Annotated in this window: 14 protein-coding genes and 1 pseudogene; 10 read left to right on the forward strand and 5 right to left on the reverse strand. The window is 73.7% G+C overall.

Translation table 11 applies throughout. The annotated features are described in order from the left end of the window. Window positions 1–37 precede the first annotated feature (37 nt). The 8 genes from OHA81_RS15830 (at window position 38) to OHA81_RS15865 (ending at window position 9766) form a co-directional block, all read left to right on the forward strand. Window positions 38–736, forward strand: coding sequence for a PadR family transcriptional regulator (locus tag OHA81_RS15830; protein ID WP_329196568.1), 699 nt, complete (start codon window positions 38–40; stop codon window positions 734–736). Between the two features lie 26 nt (window positions 737–762). Then, window positions 763–1506, forward strand: coding sequence for an ABC transporter ATP-binding protein (locus tag OHA81_RS15835; RefSeq protein WP_329196569.1), 744 nt, complete (start codon window positions 763–765; stop codon window positions 1504–1506). Between the two features lie 152 nt (window positions 1507–1658). Further along, complete coding sequence (locus OHA81_RS15840) at window positions 1659–4400, forward strand: ABC transporter permease (protein ID WP_329202310.1); 2742 nt, start codon at window positions 1659–1661, stop codon at window positions 4398–4400. A 103-nt stretch (window positions 4401–4503) separates the two neighbouring features. Beyond that, on the forward strand, window positions 4504–5043 hold the full coding sequence (locus OHA81_RS15845) for a bacterial proteasome activator family protein (RefSeq protein WP_329196570.1): 540 nt from the start codon (window positions 4504–4506) through the stop codon (window positions 5041–5043). 422 nt (window positions 5044–5465) lie between these two features. Beyond that, window positions 5466–6365, forward strand: coding sequence for an NTP transferase domain-containing protein (locus OHA81_RS15850; protein ID WP_329196572.1), 900 nt, complete (start codon window positions 5466–5468; stop codon window positions 6363–6365). Next, the gene (locus OHA81_RS15855; RefSeq protein WP_329196575.1) at window positions 6362–7699 is read left to right on the forward strand and encodes a molybdopterin molybdotransferase MoeA; all 1338 of its coding nucleotides are present in this window, start codon (window positions 6362–6364) and stop codon (window positions 7697–7699) included. Before OHA81_RS15850 ends, OHA81_RS15855 begins: the two co-directional genes overlap by 4 nt. Further along, on the forward strand, window positions 7687–8778 hold the full coding sequence (locus OHA81_RS15860) for a potassium channel family protein (RefSeq protein WP_329196577.1): 1092 nt from the start codon (window positions 7687–7689) through the stop codon (window positions 8776–8778). The genes OHA81_RS15855 and OHA81_RS15860 overlap by 13 nt, the downstream gene beginning before the upstream one ends. Before the next feature lie 10 nt (window positions 8779–8788). Continuing rightward, entirely contained in the window at window positions 8789–9766 is a 978-nt protein-coding gene (locus OHA81_RS15865; RefSeq protein WP_329196579.1) for an NAD(P)H-quinone oxidoreductase, read from the forward strand. Between the two features lie 6 nt (window positions 9767–9772). Here the strand turns inward: OHA81_RS15865 and OHA81_RS34615 are convergent. Further along, a pseudogene (locus OHA81_RS34615) lies at window positions 9773–10199 on the reverse strand (TetR family transcriptional regulator C-terminal domain-containing protein); the annotation flags it as partial. A 470-nt stretch (window positions 10200–10669) separates the two neighbouring features. Between OHA81_RS34615 and OHA81_RS15875 the strand changes: the two are divergent. Continuing rightward, on the forward strand, window positions 10670–10861 hold the full coding sequence (locus OHA81_RS15875; RefSeq protein ID WP_443056555.1) for an SMI1/KNR4 family protein: 192 nt from the start codon (window positions 10670–10672) through the stop codon (window positions 10859–10861). A 158-nt stretch (window positions 10862–11019) separates the two neighbouring features. Here OHA81_RS15875 and OHA81_RS15880 read toward each other — a convergent pair whose 3' ends face one another. From OHA81_RS15880 to pdhA, 3 genes are read right to left on the reverse strand one after another with little or no spacing between them, the layout of a single operon-like run. Then, on the reverse strand, window positions 11020–12321 hold the full coding sequence (locus OHA81_RS15880) for a dihydrolipoamide acetyltransferase family protein (RefSeq protein ID WP_329196581.1): 1302 nt from the start codon (window positions 12319–12321) through the stop codon (window positions 11020–11022). Next, complete coding sequence (locus OHA81_RS15885; protein ID WP_329196583.1) at window positions 12321–13331, reverse strand: alpha-ketoacid dehydrogenase subunit beta; 1011 nt, start codon at window positions 13329–13331, stop codon at window positions 12321–12323. The genes OHA81_RS15880 and OHA81_RS15885 overlap by 1 nt, the downstream gene beginning before the upstream one ends. Then, window positions 13331–14464, reverse strand: a complete 1134-nt coding sequence (gene pdhA, locus OHA81_RS15890) for a pyruvate dehydrogenase (acetyl-transferring) E1 component subunit alpha (protein ID WP_329202314.1) — start codon at window positions 14462–14464, stop codon at window positions 13331–13333. The genes OHA81_RS15885 and pdhA overlap by 1 nt, the downstream gene beginning before the upstream one ends. A 177-nt stretch (window positions 14465–14641) precedes the next feature. Between pdhA and OHA81_RS15895 the strand changes: the two genes are divergently transcribed. Next, a complete protein-coding gene (locus OHA81_RS15895; protein WP_329196585.1) occupies window positions 14642–15274 on the forward strand; it encodes an Lrp/AsnC family transcriptional regulator in 633 nt (210 codons plus the stop codon). On the opposite strand, the gene OHA81_RS15900 is transcribed toward OHA81_RS15895, so the two are convergent. After that, on the reverse strand, window positions 15255–16220 hold the full coding sequence (locus OHA81_RS15900; protein WP_329196586.1) for an alpha/beta hydrolase: 966 nt from the start codon (window positions 16218–16220) through the stop codon (window positions 15255–15257). The genes OHA81_RS15895 and OHA81_RS15900 overlap by 20 nt on opposite strands. Window positions 16221–16271 lie beyond the last annotated feature (51 nt).

Genomic DNA, 16271 nt, shown 5'->3' on the forward strand with positions numbered 1-16271 from the left:
GTTGCGGCGGAGGACATACTCGGTATACATACTGAGTATGTCCATCCGCCACGGCCTGCTCGCCCTGCTCGAAAGGGGCCCTCGGTACGGCTCTCAGCTGCGTACCGAGTTCGAATCCCGCACCGGCTCCACCTGGCCGCTCAACGTCGGGCAGGTCTACACGACGCTCGCCCGTCTGGAGCGCGACGGCCTCGTCGCCCCGGGCGGCGAGGACCCGGCCGGCCACACCCTCTACGCCATCACCGACACCGGGCGCGCCGAACTGCACCAGTGGTACGAGCGCCCCGTCGACCGCACCAACCCGCCGCGCGACGAGTTGTCCATCAAGCTCGCCATGGCCGTCGGCGCTCCCGGTGTCGACATCCGCGCGGTCATCCAGTCGCAGCGGCACGCCACCATCCAGGCCATGCAGGACTACACCCGGCTCAAGGCCCAGGCGCTCGCCGCCATCGAGAGCGGCAAGACGCACGAACGCGACGACGTGGCCTGGCTGCTGGTCCTCGAACAGCTGATCTTCCAGACCGAGGCCGAGGCGCGCTGGCTCGACCACTGCGAAGCACGGCTCGTACGGCTCTCCCGGTCGGCCGCCGGCGCAGCCGAAGAGCCCGGGGCACCGCCCGAGGAGCCCCGGCCACCGTCCCAGGAGCCCGCACCGGCCGCCACCGTCACCGCGAGCGGCCCCGTCGCCGCCGCGACCACCGAGCCGCCCCGCACCGCCCGCCTGCGGCGGCGCTGAACCACCGTCCCAGGGGGGACCCCGACATGCCCGACCAGCACACGCAACGCCCCGTACTCCAGCTGGAGAAACTCGTCCGCACGCACGGCAGCGGCGCCACCGAGGTCCACGCCCTGCGCGGCATCGACCTGGCCGTCCACCCCGGCGAACTCGTCGCCGTGATGGGCCCCTCCGGCTCCGGCAAGTCCACGCTGCTCACCCTCGCCGGGGGACTCGACACCCCCAGCTCCGGACGCGTGGTCGTCGAGGGCACCGACCTCACCACCGCGAGCCGCAAACAGCTGGCCGCGCTGCGCCGCCGCAGCATCGGCTACGTCTTCCAGGACTACAACCTGATCCCGGCGCTCACGGCCGCCGAGAACGTGGCGCTGCCGCGCGAGCTCGACGGGGTCTCCGCCCGCAAGGCGCGCGCCTCCGCCCTGGCCGCGCTGGAGGAGATGAACCTCGGCCGGCTCGCCGACCGGTTCCCCGACGAGATGTCCGGTGGGCAGCAGCAGCGCGTCGCGATCGCCCGCGCCCTGGTCGGCGACCGCCGCCTGGTCCTCGCCGACGAGCCCACCGGCGCCCTCGACTCCGAGACCGGCGAGGCCGTCCTCGCCCTCCTGCGCTCGCGCTGCGACGCGGGGGCGGCCGGGATCCTGGTCACGCACGAGCCGCGGTTCGCCGCCTGGGCAGACCGGGTCGTGTTCCTGCGCGACGGCAGCGTCGTCGACGAGACGCTGCGCAGCGGGGCCGACTCGCTGCTCTCGGGGCGGGCGGCCGGCCTGTGAGCCCGTCGTCTTCCCGGCCGTCGTCTTCCGGCTCGACGTCTTCCCGGCCGTCGTCCTTCCTCGCCTCCTGGTACCACTCGTGGGTCGCGGCGGTCCGTATCGCCCGCCGTGACGCCTGGCGCGCCAAGGGGCGCAGCGCCCTCGTCCTCGCGATGATCGCCCTGCCGATCGTCGGCGTGAGCGCCGTGGACCTCACCTGGCGCAGCTCCGCACTCTCCGTCGAGCAATCCCTGTCCCGGCAGATCGGAGCCGCCGACGCGAAGCTGACCAAACCCTCCTACGACACCGCCCTCTACCAGAACCCGGCGGGCGACCGGTACGAGCCCGTCGGCGGATACCGCGACTACGACGCCACGAAGCCGAAGCTGGAGGACGTGCCGGTCGCCTCCGTTCTCCCGCCGGGTGCGCAGATCGTGCAGGACAGCCACAGCGGTGCCAAGGTCCGCACCACGCACGGGCTGCTCGACACCGAGCTGCGCGAGGTGGACACGGCCAGTCCGCTGGTGGAGGGGCTGCTCACCCTCAAGCGTGGCCGGATGCCCTCGGCGGCGGGCGAGGTCATCGCCACGGACAAGTTCCTCGAGGAGTCGGGATTCTTCGTCGGCTCCGAGCTGACCCCTCGTGGTGCTGCCCGGTCCTACCGGATCGTCGGTGCGTACGAGCTTCCGTCCGCGCTGAACACCACGCAGATCATCGCGCCGCCCCGGACGCTTCTCGCCCCGCTCGACCGCGCCCTGACGGGCGCCGGCGGCCAGGGCCTGAGCGTCGACGACAGCTTCCTCGTCAAGGTCGGCGGGGATGGTTTCACGTGGAACATGGTGCGGGCGGCCAACGCGAAGGGGCTGCTCGCCCTCTCGCGCGCCGCCAACCTCCACCCGCCGGCCGACTCCGAAGTGCCGCTGTACGCGCAGCAGCGCGAGGAGGACAGGGACGGCGACTACAGCGGAGCGTCGACCAAGGCGGTCGAACTGACCGTCCTGGCAACGGTCGTGGGCCTCGCCATGCTGGAGGTCTGCCTGCTGGCCGGCCCCGCCTTCGCGGTCGGTGCCCGGCGCTCGGCCCGCCAGCTCGGCCTGGTCGGCGCCAACGGCGGTGACCGGCGGCACATCCGGGCCATCGTCCTGTCCGGCGGTCTCGTCATCGGAGCGGCGTCCGCCGTCGTCGGCACGGCACTCGGCGTGGCGCTGACCCTCGGGCTCCGGCCGGTGCTGGAGGAGTACCTGGGGCTGCGCTGGGGCGGGTTCGAGGTCCGCCCTCTGGAACTCCTCGCCGTCGCGCTGGTCGCCGTACTGACCGGGCTGCTCGCCGCGGTCGTCCCCGCCGTCACCGCCTCCCGGCAGACCGTGCTGGCCTCGCTCACGGGCCGTCGCGGGGTCCGGCGCGCCAACCGGGTCCTGCCCCTCATCGGGATCGTCGCCGTCGCGGCGGGCGCCGCGCTCGCGCTGTACGGGGCCGTCTCCGCGATGGGCACCGTGGTGGTGGCCGGCGGCAGCGCCCTGGCCGAGTTGGGCGTCGTCGCCCTGACGCCGACGCTGGTCGGGCTGTTCGGCCGGGCCGGACGGTGGCTGCCGCTGTCGCCGAGGCTCGCGCTGCGGGACGCCGTGCGCAACCGCGGGCGTACGGCGCCGGCGGTGGCGGCCGTACTGGCCGCCGTGGCCGGCACCGTGGCCGTGGCCACGTACCAGCACAGCACGGAGCTCCAGGCCCGGCACGAGTACGTGGCCTCGCTGCCCGCCGGCGCCGGAATGCTGACGAACGCGGAGGACGACCGCTACAAGGACGTCCCCGCCGCGCGCCAAGCCCTTGCGAAGGAGTTCTCCCTCGCCGTACGGGCCGACGTGGACCGGGTGGTGGTCGGCAAGCCGTCCTGCGATGCCTACTCCACCGAACCGGGCTGCGGGCGGCTGGAGATCGTCATGCCGCCGGAGAACCGCTGCCCGCTCTACGAGTCGAAGAACGTGATGTCCGAGCTCAGCATGGACCAGGTGCGGGCCCTGCGCCGGGACTGGCGGTGCACGGACCGGCAGTTCATGCAGCCGCGCGACACCGTCGTGGCCGACGAGAAGCTGCTGACGGTGCTGGGCGTCAGCGACCCGGGCGCGGTCGCGGCGCTGAGGTCCGGGCAGGCAGTCTCCTTCGACCGGCGCAACTTCAAGGAGGGGAAGGTCACCATGCAGGTGATCACCGATGACGCCCGGGGGCCGGGCGTGCCGGGGGCCGGGGACCAGCCGAAGGATGTCAAGGTCTTCCCGGTCTACCAGGCACCCGACTCGGTCACCGGCTACGGGATCGAGATCGTCCTGCCGCCCGGTGCGGTGAAGGCGGCGGGCCTGGGGACGGCCCCGTTCGGGACGTACTTCACCCTCGCCGACAAGCCCACGGGAGCACAACGCCAGGCGCTGGCGGCCATGATCGACCGGATCGGCGTCGACGCCCCCGTCAGGATCGAGGAGGGCTACCAGGGCAGGGACAGCGTGGAGATCCTCGCCCTCACGATCTTCGCGGGCCTCGTCACCATCGGTGCGGCGGGCATCGCCACCGGCCTGGCCCAGGCGGATGCCGAGGCCGACCTCAAGACGCTGGCCGCGGTCGGGGCGCCGCCGCGGGTGCGGCGGACGCTGAGCGGGTTCCAGTGCGGGGTGGTGGCCCTGATGGGCGTCGCCCTCGGTACCGCCGCCGGACTGTTGCCGGCGGCGGGGCTGCGGCTGACGGAACGCCGGGCGCTGGCGGGGCTGATCACCCACTCCGGCTCCGACCAGGCCGTGTACGTGCCGTTCGCCGTGCCGTGGGAGACGCTGGGCGGCCTGCTGATCCTGGTCCCGCTCGGCGCGGCGGTGCTGGCGGCGCTGGTGACGAGGTCGAGCGGCGCGCTGGCCCGTCGCGCCACGGGCTGAGGACCCTTTGCTCACTATCTGATTACGGCCCCTCGCACAGGGTGGATCACGCCTGTGCGGGGGCACACCGTGTGCGTACGGAGGTGTGCGAGAGAATGTCGGCATGGAGATGCCGAGGAGTGAACGGTCGCAGGACAGCCCCCCGAACGTCCTGATCGTGGGACAAGACGGGACGGCGGTCGGCGGCGCCGATGACGAGTCGCGCGAGGTCCCGGTGACGGAGATGGTCGAACAGCCCGCCAAGGTCATGCGGATCGGCAGCATGATCAAGCAACTCCTGGAAGAGGTACGCGCCGCACCTCTCGACGAGGCGAGCCGGGTCCGGCTCAAGGACATCCACGCCGCGTCGGTGAAGGAACTGGAAGACGGGCTCGCCCCCGAGCTGGTGGAGGAACTGGAGCGTCTTTCCCTGCCGTTCACGGAGGAGGCGATCCCCTCGGAGGCGGAACTGCGGATCGCGCAGGCGCAGTTGGTGGGCTGGCTGGAGGGCCTGTTCCACGGCATCCAGACGGCCCTGTTCGCCCAGCAGATGGCCGCCCGCGCCCAGCTCGAACAGATGCGCCGCGCCCTCCCTCCGGGCGCCTCCCACGACGACGACGAAGAGGGCCCCCACGGAGCCATCCGCTCGGGCCCGTACCTCTAAGCCCCGCCGCCCGGCCGGCACCCCCACCGGCCGGGCCATCCGCCCCACCGAGCAGGGCCGCCACTCCAGCCCCGCAGCCCCCACCGAGCAGGGCCACATCCAGCCCCGCCGGCGTTTGAGGCGCGGGGCCGGGGGCGGAGCCCCGACCCGTAAGCCGCACCCAACCGACCGGGCACCGAACCCGGCCCCGCAGCCCCACCGAGCAGGACCGCCACATCCAGCCCCGCCGGCGATTGAGGCGCGGGGCCCGGGGCAGAGCCCCGACCCGTAAGCCGCACCCAACCGACCGGGCACCGAACCCGGCCCCGGGCGCCGAATCCAGCCCCGCCGGCGATTGAGGCGCAGCCACCTCACGGCCGGGCCGCAAGGCCACGGCGCGGGCCGGAACCCGCCCGCAACACACCCCCCGCATACTCATCGGTATGAGCTACGACGCGATCGTCCTCGCCGGCGGCGCCGCGCAGCGACTCGGCGGGGCCGACAAACCCGGCCTGCACGTCGGCGCCCGCACCCTCCTCGACCGCGTCCTCGACGCCTGCGCCGACGCCGCCGTCACCATCGTCGTCGGCGCCCGTCGCCCCACCACCCGCCCCGTCCGCTGGACCCGCGAGGTCCCGCCCGGCGGCGGCCCCGTGGCCGCGCTCGACGCCGGGCTCCGCCAGACGTCGGCCGCACGGGTCCTCGTGCTCTCCGCCGACCTGCCCTTCCTGGACCGGGACACCGTCCGCGCCCTGCTCGACGCGCCCGGCCCCGACGGCGTCATGCTCCGCGACCCCGGCGGCCGCGACCAGCCCCTCGTCGCCGCCTACCGGACCGAACCCCTGCGCCGGGAAATCGCCCTCCTGGCCACCGAGCACGGCACCCTGGCCGGGCTGCCGCTGCGCGCCCTCACCACCGAACTCGACCTCACCACCGTCACCGGCGCTGCGCCACTCGCCTCCTTCGACTGCGACACCTGGGAGGACCTCGCGACGGCCCGCGCCCGGATCAGAGAGCATGGGACCGTGCTGGAGCAATGGATCACCGCCGTCAAGAACGAGCTGGGCATCGATGTCGCCGTCGACACCAAGGCCCTGCTCGACCTCGCCCGTGACGCCGCCCACGGCGTCGACCGGCCCGCGGCCCCGCTGACCACCTTCCTCGTGGGCTACGCCGCGGCCCGGGCCGAGGCGACCGGAGCTGACCCCGCCCAAGCCGTCGCCGAAGCGTCCCGCAAGGCCGCCGCCCTGGCCCAGCGCTGGGCCGAGGAAACCCCCGCCCCCGCCCCCGGAGCCCGCCCCGGATCCGCCACCGAAGACGGCCCGGAAGCCGGCAACGGATGACCCGCACCGACGCCGACCGCGCCCTGGACGAAGCCCTCGCCCTGGTGAGCCGCGATCCCACCCCCCACGCCTCCGGCGCGCCCGGCCCCCTCGACGCGCCCGACGCGGCCCGCGCCGCGGGCGGCCACCGCGCCTCGCCCTGGTCCCGGGCCAGGGAAACCGCCGTCCGGGCCGGTTCGGGCGTCCGCCCCCGCAGCCACCGGGTCCCGCTCTCCGACGCGCTCGGCGAGGTCCTGGCCGAGCCCCTCGACGCGCTCACGGACCTGCCCTCCTTCGACACCTCCGCCATGGACGGTTGGGCAGTCGCCGGTCCCGGCCCCTGGTCGGTGCGGACCGGCGCCGGGATACTGGCCGGGTCCGACCGGCCGGAGCCCCTCGCGGACGGCGAGGCCGTGCCGATCGCCACCGGCGCCCGGATCCCCGCCGACACCACCGCCGTGATCCGCAGCGAGCACGCCCGCGAGGACGGCTCCCAGCTGTACGCGCTGCGGCCCGTCGTCACCGGCCAGGACATCCGCCCGCGCGGCCAGGAGTGCCGCTCCGGGGAGTTGCTGCTGCCGGCCGGCTCACTGGTCACCCCGGCTCTGCTCGGGTTGGCGGCCGCCGCCGGGTACGACGAGTTGGAGACCCGTCCCCGCCCCACGGTGGACATCCTGGTGCTCGGCGACGAGTTGCTCACCGAGGGACGCCCCCGCGACGGTCTCATCCGCGACGCCCTCAGTCCCATGCTCGGCCCCTGGCTCACCCGGCTCGGCGCGGAAGTCACCGGCACACGACGGCTCGGCGACGACCCCGCCGGAGCCGAGGCCCTGTTCGAGGCCGTCACCACGTCCACCGCCGATGTCATCGTCACCACCGGCGGCACCGCCTCGGGCCCCGTCGACCACGTGCACCCCGTTCTGGTGCGCGCGGGGGCCGAACTGCTCGTCGACGGGGTGGCCGTGCGCCCCGGGCATCCGATGCTGCTGGCCCGGATCGGTGACCGCGTCGACGGCCGCCACCTGGTGGGGCTGCCGGGCAATCCACTGGCCTCGGTCTCCGGGCTGCTCACGCTCGCCGAACCGCTGCTGCGCGCCCTCGCCGGAAGGCGCCGGCGCCCCCGGTACGCGGTGCCGGTGCAGGGTGACGTGCCCGGCCACCCGTACGACACCCGGCTCGTGCCGGTCCTGCTGACGGAGGAACACGCGGTGCCGCTGCGCTACCACGGCCCGGCGATGCTGCGCGGTGTGGCGGCCGCCGACGCGCTGGCCGTCGTACCGCCGCACGGCGCGCGGTCGGGGCAGGAGCTGGAAATGCTCGACCTGCCCTGGGCCTCCGGGGGATGTTTCACGTGAAACAGCCCGGCCAGGACGCAATGGCCCGGCGCGCCGACGAGGCGCTCGTGGCACGGCGCGTCACCCTCCCGAAGCGCGTCGTCCAGAGACCGCTCCGGCAGGTGGCACAACGGCTGTTGATGGCCTTGTTCGTGATGTGCCTGACGGTGTTGCTCGTGTGGCTCGACCGCGAGGGCTATCACGACAGTGCCGACGAAACCGTCGACTTCCTCGACTGCGTCTACTTCGCGACGGTGACGCTGTCGACGACCGGCTACGGCGACATCGTCCCCTACAGCGACAGTGCGCGGCTGGTGAACGCCCTGCTGATCACGCCGCTGCGCATCGTGTTCCTGATCATCTTGGTCGGGACCACGCTGGAGGTGCTGACGGAGCGGACGCGGGAAGAGTGGCGGCTGAAGCGCTGGAGGAAGAACGTGCGTGACCACACGGTTGTCGTCGGCTTCGGCACGAAGGGCCGTTCGGCCCTCCAGACACTTCTGGCCACCGGGCTCGCCAAGGAACAGGTCGTCATCGTCGATCCGAGCACCAAGGTGATCGACGTGGCGGCCGCCGAGGGACTGACGGGTGTCGTCGGCGACGCCACCCGTTCCGATGTGCTGCTGCGCGCCGAACTGCCCAAGGCCCGGCAGATCGTCGTCGCCACCCAGCGCGACGACACGGCGGTCCTGGTGACGCTGACGGCACGCCAGCTCAACCGCGGTGCCAAGATCGTCGCCACGGTCCGGGAGGAGGAGAACGCGCCGCTGCTGCGCCAGTCGGGCGCGGACGCGGTCATCACGAGCGCGAGCGCGGCCGGGCGGCTGCTGGGTCTGTCGGTGCTCAGCCCGAGCGCGGGCACGGTGATGGAGGACCTGATCCAGCAGGGCAGCGGCCTGGACCTGATCGAACGGCCCGTCACCAAGCCGGAGGTCGGCAAGGGGGTGCGGGAGACGGAGGACCTGGTGGTGAGCGTGTTGCGGGGGCACCGGCTGCTCGCCTACGACGATCCCCACGCGAGTCCGCTCCAGTCGACGGACCGTCTGATCACCATCGTCCGGGCCGGTCGGGCGGCGGCGCCGTCAGGGCTTTCCGGGTAGCCTCCGGGCCATGCATGCGATCACCATCGAGCAGCCCGGCGGACCCGAGGCCCTGGTGTGGGCCGAAGCTCCCGATCCGGTGGCAGGCCAGGGCGAGGTACTCGTCGAGGTCGCGGCGAGCGCCGTGAACCGCGCCGACGTGCTCCAGCGACAGGGCTTCTACGACCCGCCGCCCGGTGCGTCCCGTCATCCGGGGCTGGAGTGTTCCGGGCGGATCGTCGCGGTCGGAGAGGGTGTCTCCGGCTGGTCGGTGGGCGACGAGGTGTGCGCGCTGCTGGCCGGCGGCGGTTACGCGGAGCGGGTCGCGGTCCCGGCGGGGCAGTTGCTTCCGGTGCCGGCCGGGGTGGACCTGGTGACGGCGGCCGCGTTGCCGGAGGTCGTGACGACGGTCTGGTCGAACGTGTTCATGGTGGCCGGGCTGCGTCCCGGCGAGACCCTGCTGGTACACGGCGGGTCCAGCGGTATCGGCACGATGGCGATCCAGCTGGGCAAGGCGGTCGGCGCCCGGGTGGCGGTGACGGCGGGCGGCAAGGAGAAGCTGGCGCGCTGTGCGGAGCTGGGCGCCGACATCCTTATCGACTACCGCGAGCAGGACTTCGTGGAAGAGCTGCGGGCCTCGACGGACGGGGCCGGGGCGGACGTGATCCTGGACATCGTGGGCGCCAAGTACCTGGCGCGGAACCTGGACGCGCTGGCCGTGAACGGCCGGCTCGCGGTGATCGGGCTCCAGGGCGGGGTGAAGGCGGAGCTGAACCTGGGGGCGCTGATGGCCAAGCGGGGGGCGGTCACGGCGACGTCGCTGCGCTCACGGCCGCTGGAGGAGAAGGCTGCGATCGTGGCGGCGGTACGGGAGCACGTCTGGCCGCTCGTCTCGTCGGGCCGGGTCAGGCCGGTGGTCCACGCGGCGTACCCGATGGCGGAGGCCGCCGAGGCCCACCGGGTGATGGAGTCCAGCGCCCACATCGGCAAACTGCTGCTCACCGTCTGACCCCGGTCACCTGAGGGCGGCCGCGACGAGCCCCTCCAGGGCGTCACGTGACACCTCGCCGCCGGCAGCTGGTCGAGGACGAGACCGTCGACCGAGGCCGACAGCGCCAGGGGTGCGGGACTCCGGGTCGGGAACGCCGTGGGCCGCCAAGAAGGTGCGTACGACGTCCCGCCCGGCGTTCTCGCGCGGCACGAGGATCTTCGCGCAGCTCCGGGTCGCGCACGCTCTCCAGGGCGCACGCGTAGCGAGCCGGCGAGCGCCGGCGGCCTTCTCCCGGCGCCGGCCGGGCCGCTGTCAGCCCGGCGCGGGCGTCGGTCAGTTCGGCAGGGGTGCGGGGTTGCACGGCGCGTTCACCGGCTGCCTGGTGTTCGGCCTGGTCGCGGACCACGAGACGGCGTACGAGGGCGGTGAGCAAGGCTGCCCGGGTCCGGAAGCATCGGGCTGCACCTCACCGGGTGTGAGGTGATCGTGCTGGAGCGGGCCGCCGCGCCGGCCGACCCACCAGCTGCGCCACCCCCTGGCCGTCTCCCTCCGCAACACGGCCCTCCGCCTGACCCCGGCGGCAGTGGCCCCACGCGCGATCCTCCGCCACGCCGCCTGGACCCCGCCCCGCCTCCCCTGACCCCTGTCCCACCTGGTCTGGCTACGTTTGCGCGTCATGTGGAGACGAACGGCCCGTGACGTGTTCCCCGACGCCGGTTTCAGGGATCCCACCGACGAGTCGGTCCTGGCCGAGGCGGAGCGGAAGCTCGGGGAGGAGCTTCCGGCCGGGCTCAAGCAGCTGTTGACGGAGAGCAACGGGATCGTCGGGCGGACCGGCGTGGACACCGTCTGGACCATCGAACAGGTCGTCGAGCAGAACCTCTACTTCCGCTCGGACAGCTCCTTCGCTCTCAGCTGTACATGCCGTTCGACGCCCTCCTGTTCTTCGGGGACAACGGCGGCGGAGACCAGTTCGCCTTCGTGCAGACGCCGCGGAGGCCGGACGTCTTCGTCTGGGAACACGAGACCGACAGCCGCCGCTGGGTGGCCGGCGACCTCCGGGACTACCTGGGACGTTCGCTCGCCGCGGGCGGAGACGACTGGTACCGGTAGCGCTCCCCCGAGCCGTGCTCGCAGGGCCGGGGCGGCGTGCACGCCGCCGGTCGGGAACCCACCCGGGCCCGGCGGGGCCGCAGCCGGCCCCCCGGGCCCGGCCCCGCGGGCCCGGCCCCGCGGGGGGACCAGGCCCTGCGGGGGACCCGGCCCCGCCGTTACAGCGAGCGGAGCAGGACCGCCGGGGATTCGACGCAGTCCGCCACGTAGCGCAGGAAGCCGCCGGCCGTGCCGCCGTCGCAGACGCGGTGGTCGAAGGTCAGCGACAGCTGGACCACCTGGCGCACCGCGAGTTCGCCCTGGTGGACCCACGGCTTCGGAATGATCCGGCCCACACCCAGCATCGCCGCCTCCGGGTGGTTGATGATCGGCGTGGAGCCGTCGACCCCGAACACCCCGTAGTTGTTCAGGGTGAACGTCCCGCCCGTCAGGTCCGCCGGCGCCAGCTTCCCGGCCCGCGCCAGCTCGGTGAGCCGGGCGAACTCCGCCGACAGGGACTCCGGACTGTGCGTGTGGGCGTCCCGCACCACCGGGACCATCAGGCCCCGCTCGGTCTGCGCGGCGAAGCCCAGGTGCACGGCCGGGAGCCGGACGATCTCCTTCGCCGCCAGGTCCACGGTGGAGTTGAGCTCCGGGTACTTGGCCAGCGCGGCCGTGCAGATCCGGGCCAGCAGCGCCAGCACCGAGATCTTGGGGCCGCCCACGGCGTTCATCGCGGCCCGGGCCGCCATCAGTTCGGTGGCGTCCGCGTCCACCCAGCAGGTGGCCTCCGGGATTTCGCGGCGGCTGCGCGACAGCTTCTCCGCCACCGCCCCGCGCAGTCCCTTGAGCGGGATCCGTTCACCCACAGGAGCTCCCACCGACCCCACGGCCCCCGCGGCGGCCGCCACCGGAGCCGGCGCCGGCGCGGCCTGCTCCCGCAGCGCCGCCTCCACGTCCGCCCGCAGGATCAGCCCCTCGGGGCCCGACCCCCGCAGCTCCCGCAGATCGACCCCGTTGTCCCGGGCGAGCTTGCGTACGAGCGGCGAGATCACCGGAACCGGCCCCAGCGGCCCCACCGGAGCCGAAACCGGAACAGGCACCACCGGAGCCGTCACGGCCGTCGCGGCCCCCGGCCGGATCCGCCGCCTGCGCGCCGGACGCGAGTGGTCCGTGCCGTACCCGACCAGCACGTTCCCGGAGCCGGACGACTCCGGAGCCGGGTCCGGATCCGCAGGACCCACCGCCACCATGATCAGCGGCGCGCCGACCGGCAGTTCGGTCCCCTCCTCCCCGAACCGGGCGGTGACCACGCCCCCGTACGGGCACGGCACCTCCACCATCGCCTTGGCCGTCTCGACCTCGACCACCGGCTGGTCGATCTCGACGACGTCGCCCACCGCCACCAGCCAGCGGACGATCTCCGCTTCGGTCAGCCCCTCACCGAGGTCGGGCAGCTTGAACTCCAGTACCTGCGGCATCAGTTCTCCCACTGCAGGCGTCCCACGGTGTCCAGGATCCGGTCCACACCCGGCAGATGGTGCTTCTCCAGCATCGGCGGCGGGTACGGGATGTCGAACCCCGTCACCCTCAGCACCGGCGCCTCCAGGTGGTGGAAGCAGCGCTCCGCCACCCGGGCGGCGATCTCCGCACCCGGTCCGCCGAAGCCGCCAGCCTCGTGGACCACCACGGCGCGACCCGTGCGGCGTACCGAGGCGACGACCGTCTCCTCGTCGAACGGGACGAGCGAGCGCAGGTCCACGACCTCCAGGTCCCAGCCCTCCTCGCGGGCCGCCTCGGCGGCCTCCAGGCACACCGGCAGCGACGGCCCGTACGTGATCAGCGTCGCGCTCGTGCCCGTCCGCCGCACCAGCGCCTTGCCGATGCCCGGCACCTCGGCCGGAGCGTCGGGCGACCACTGCGCCTTCGACCAGTACAGGCGCTTCGGCTCCAGGAAGACCACCGGGTCGTCGCTCGCGATCGACGCGCGCAGCAGCCCGTACGCGTCCTCGACGGTCGCCGGGGTGACCACGGTCAGCCCGGGCGTCGCCACGTAGTACGCCTCGGAGGAGTCGCTGTGGTGCTCCACCCCGCCGATCCCGCCGCCGTACGGCACGCGGATGGTGATCGGCAGCGGCATCGCGCCGCGCGTGCGGTTGCGCATCTTCGCGACGTGCGAGATCAGCTGCTCGAACGCCGGGTACGCGAACGCGTCGAACTGCATCTCCACGACCGGCCGCAGCCCGTACATGGCCATGCCGACCGCGGCGCCGAGGATGCCGGCCTCCGCGAGCGGGGTGTCCGTACAGCGGTCCTCGCCGAACTCCTTCGCGAGGCCGTCGGTGATCCGGAAGACCCCGCCGAGCGTGCCGACGTCCTCACCCATCACGTGGACCGTCGGGTCCTCGGCCATCGCGTCGCGCATCGCCCTGCCGAGGGCCTGCGCCATGGTCGCCGGCTTGGTCCCCGGCTGCACCGCCACCGTCGTCATCACTCGTTCTCCGCTTCAAGCTCGGCGCGCAGCAGCTCCGCCTGCTCGCGCAGCCGCCCGGTCTGCTCCGCGTAGACGTGCGCGAAGAGGTCCATCGGGTCGAGCACCGGCTCTGCGTTCATCGCGTCCCGCAGGGCCGCCGCCATCGCCTCGGCCGCGTCCTTGGCCACCTGTATGCCCTCCGCGTCCAGCAGCCCGCGCGAGGTCAGCTCACGCTCCAGCAGCTCCACCGGGTCGTGCGCCTTCCAGGCCTCCACCTCGGAGTCCGTGCGGTAGCGGGTCGCGTCGTCGGCGTTGGTGTGCGCCTCGATCCGGTACGTGACCGCCTCGATCAGCGTCGGCCCGCCGCCCGCACGAGCCCGCTGGACGGCCTCGGTCAGCACCTCGTGCATCGCGGCGATGTCGTTGCCGTCGACGAGCCGGCCGGGCATCCCGTACCCGACGGCCTTGTGGGCCAGCGTCGGGGCCGCGGTCTGCTTGGCGAGCGGGACGGAGATCGCGAAGCCGTTGTTCTGGACGAGGAAGACCACCGGGGCCTGCCACACGGCGGCGAAGTTCAGCGCCTCGTGGAAGTCGCCCTCGCTGGTGCCGCCGTCGCCGACCATGGCGAGCGCGACCACGTCGTCCCCGCGCAGCCGGGCGGCGTGCGCCAGGCCCACCGCGTGGGGGAGCTGGGTGGCGAGCGGCGTGGACAGCGGGGCTATCCGGTGCTCGCGCGGGTCGTATCCGGTGTGCCAGTCGCCGCGCAGCAGGGTCAGCGCCTGTACGGGGTCCAGGCCGCGCGCCACGGCCGCCAGGGTGTCCCGGTAACTGGGGAAGAGCCAGTCCTGGTCTTCCAGGACCAGCGCGGCCGCGATCTCGCAGGCCTCCTGGCCGACGGTCGACGGGTAGACGGCGAGCCGCCCCTGCCGGGTGAGCGCGGTGGCCTGGGCGTTGTAGCGGCGTCCGCGCACCAGCTCGGCGTAGTACCGGCGCATCAGCTCGGCGTCGAGCTCGTCCGCGGCGGCGGTGCCCAGCACCCGGTAGGGCTCGGGGTCCGGGAGCAGCGCGGCGGCGTCCGTACGCGGCCTCCAGGCGGGCGGCGGGGTCAAACGGTGGGACGCCCCGGCACCGGGCAGCTCTTGGACCGTCATGGCGGCGTACACCTCCTCGTAGGAAGCGGGCAGGAGTGCCCCGGATGTGAGGCGCCTCACCTACCGATTGTTCGGTTGTCTGCGCAATTTGGCTACAGGCGCCTCCAGGCTGTGGACAAAGTGGCGCCGGGGCCCTGGGATGGATGCAGGACGTCCAGGAGAGGGAGGCAGTGGGCAATGCCGGATGAACAAATGGCCGCGGCGGGCTCCGCCGGGGGATCCGCACCGGTCCCGCCCGGAGGGGCCAAGACGGCACCACCCGCACCGCCCGCCCCTTCCGGACCGCCGCCCGGTTCCGCCGCCGCGGCTCCCACCCCGCCGCGGCCACTGGACCCGATCGACCGCTCGATCCTGCGGCTGCTCCAGGCGGACGGCCGGACGTCGATACGGTCGGTCGCGGAGCAGGTCCACGTGTCCCGGGCGAATGCCTACGCGCGGATCAACCGTCTGATCGACGACGGCGTGATCCAGGGCTTCACGGCCCGGGTGAACCACGAGCGCGCAGGTCAGGGCGCATCGGCGTACATCACGTTGAAGATCGTCCAGAACTCGTGGCGCACGGTGCGCGAAAAGCTGCGCGAGCTGCCGGGCGCGGCGCACATCGCCCTGGTGAGCGGGGACTTCGACGTGCTCCTGCTGGTGCACACCCCGGACAACCGCACCCTGCGCGAGCTGGTCCTCACCCGCCTCCAGTCGATCCCGGAGGTCCTGTCCACGCGGACGCTGCTGGTGTTCGAGGAAACGGACCTGCTCGATCCCGGCCCGGTCGGCGGCCCGGCGCTCACCCCGCTCACCGAGGAACAGCCGTAGCGGCATGAGCGGCCGCGGGCCGCAGGAGTGCCCGCAGCTCGCCGAAGAGTTCCGCGACGGCGGCGGCCGCCGCGGGCACGACCGCGGCGTAGTCCATGAAGCCGTGGACGAGCCCGGGGTAGAGGTGCGAGCGCACCGCGACCCCGGCCTCCTCCAGCGTGCGGGCGTAGGCCAGTACCTGGTCCCGCAGCGGGTCGAAGCCCCCGACACCGATCACGGCCGGGGCCAGCCCCCGGTGGGACCCGGCGAGCAGCGGCGAGACGCGGTCGTCGGCGGCGGCCCCGGGGTCGTTGCCGACGTACAGCAGGATGTCGTTCTCGATCGTGGCGGTGGTCATCCCGTAGCCGGTGGCGTTCTCCTCCATCGACGGGTAGCCGCCGCGGCCCGTGAGGTCGGTGACCGGGTAGGCCAGCAGCTGGGCGGCGACGGGCGTGCCCGCGTCGCGCAGGGCCAGGGCCACGGCCGCGGCGAGGGTGGCGCCCGCGCTGTCCCCGGCGAGCGCGAACACGCCGCTGCCGCCGCCGAAGCGCTCGGGGTGGCCGGCCACGTCCCGGGCGACGGCGAGGCAGTCCTCGTAGGCCGCCGGGAAGGGGTACTCGGGCGCGAGCCGGTAGCCGACGGCGACCACGACCGCCTCTACGTCCCGGCACAGGCGGCGGCAGATCGCGTCGTGGGTGTCCAGGTCGCCCACGACGAAGCCGCCGCCGTGGCAGTAGACGACGGCCGGCGCGGGGCCCGCGGGCCGCGGTCGGTAGATCCGTACGGGCACCCCGGCGAGGGTGTCGTCCGCGACGGATCCCGCGGGCAGCGGCGCCTCGGGGGCGAGGGCCCGCACGAACTCGCGGTGGCCGGCCCGCCTCTCGGCGGCGCCCGGCAGCGGGACGGGCGGCGGCCCGTCGACGCCGAAGCGGTGCATGACTGCTGCGATGTCCGGGTCAAGGGCCATGCGGCCATCGTCGCGGGGACGGGCGGCGGGCGCCGCACGGACGGAGCCGTT

Origin of the sequence: Streptomyces sp. NBC_00667 (assembly GCF_036226825.1) — a bacterium.
GTDB lineage: Bacteria > Actinomycetota > Actinomycetes > Streptomycetales > Streptomycetaceae > Streptomyces.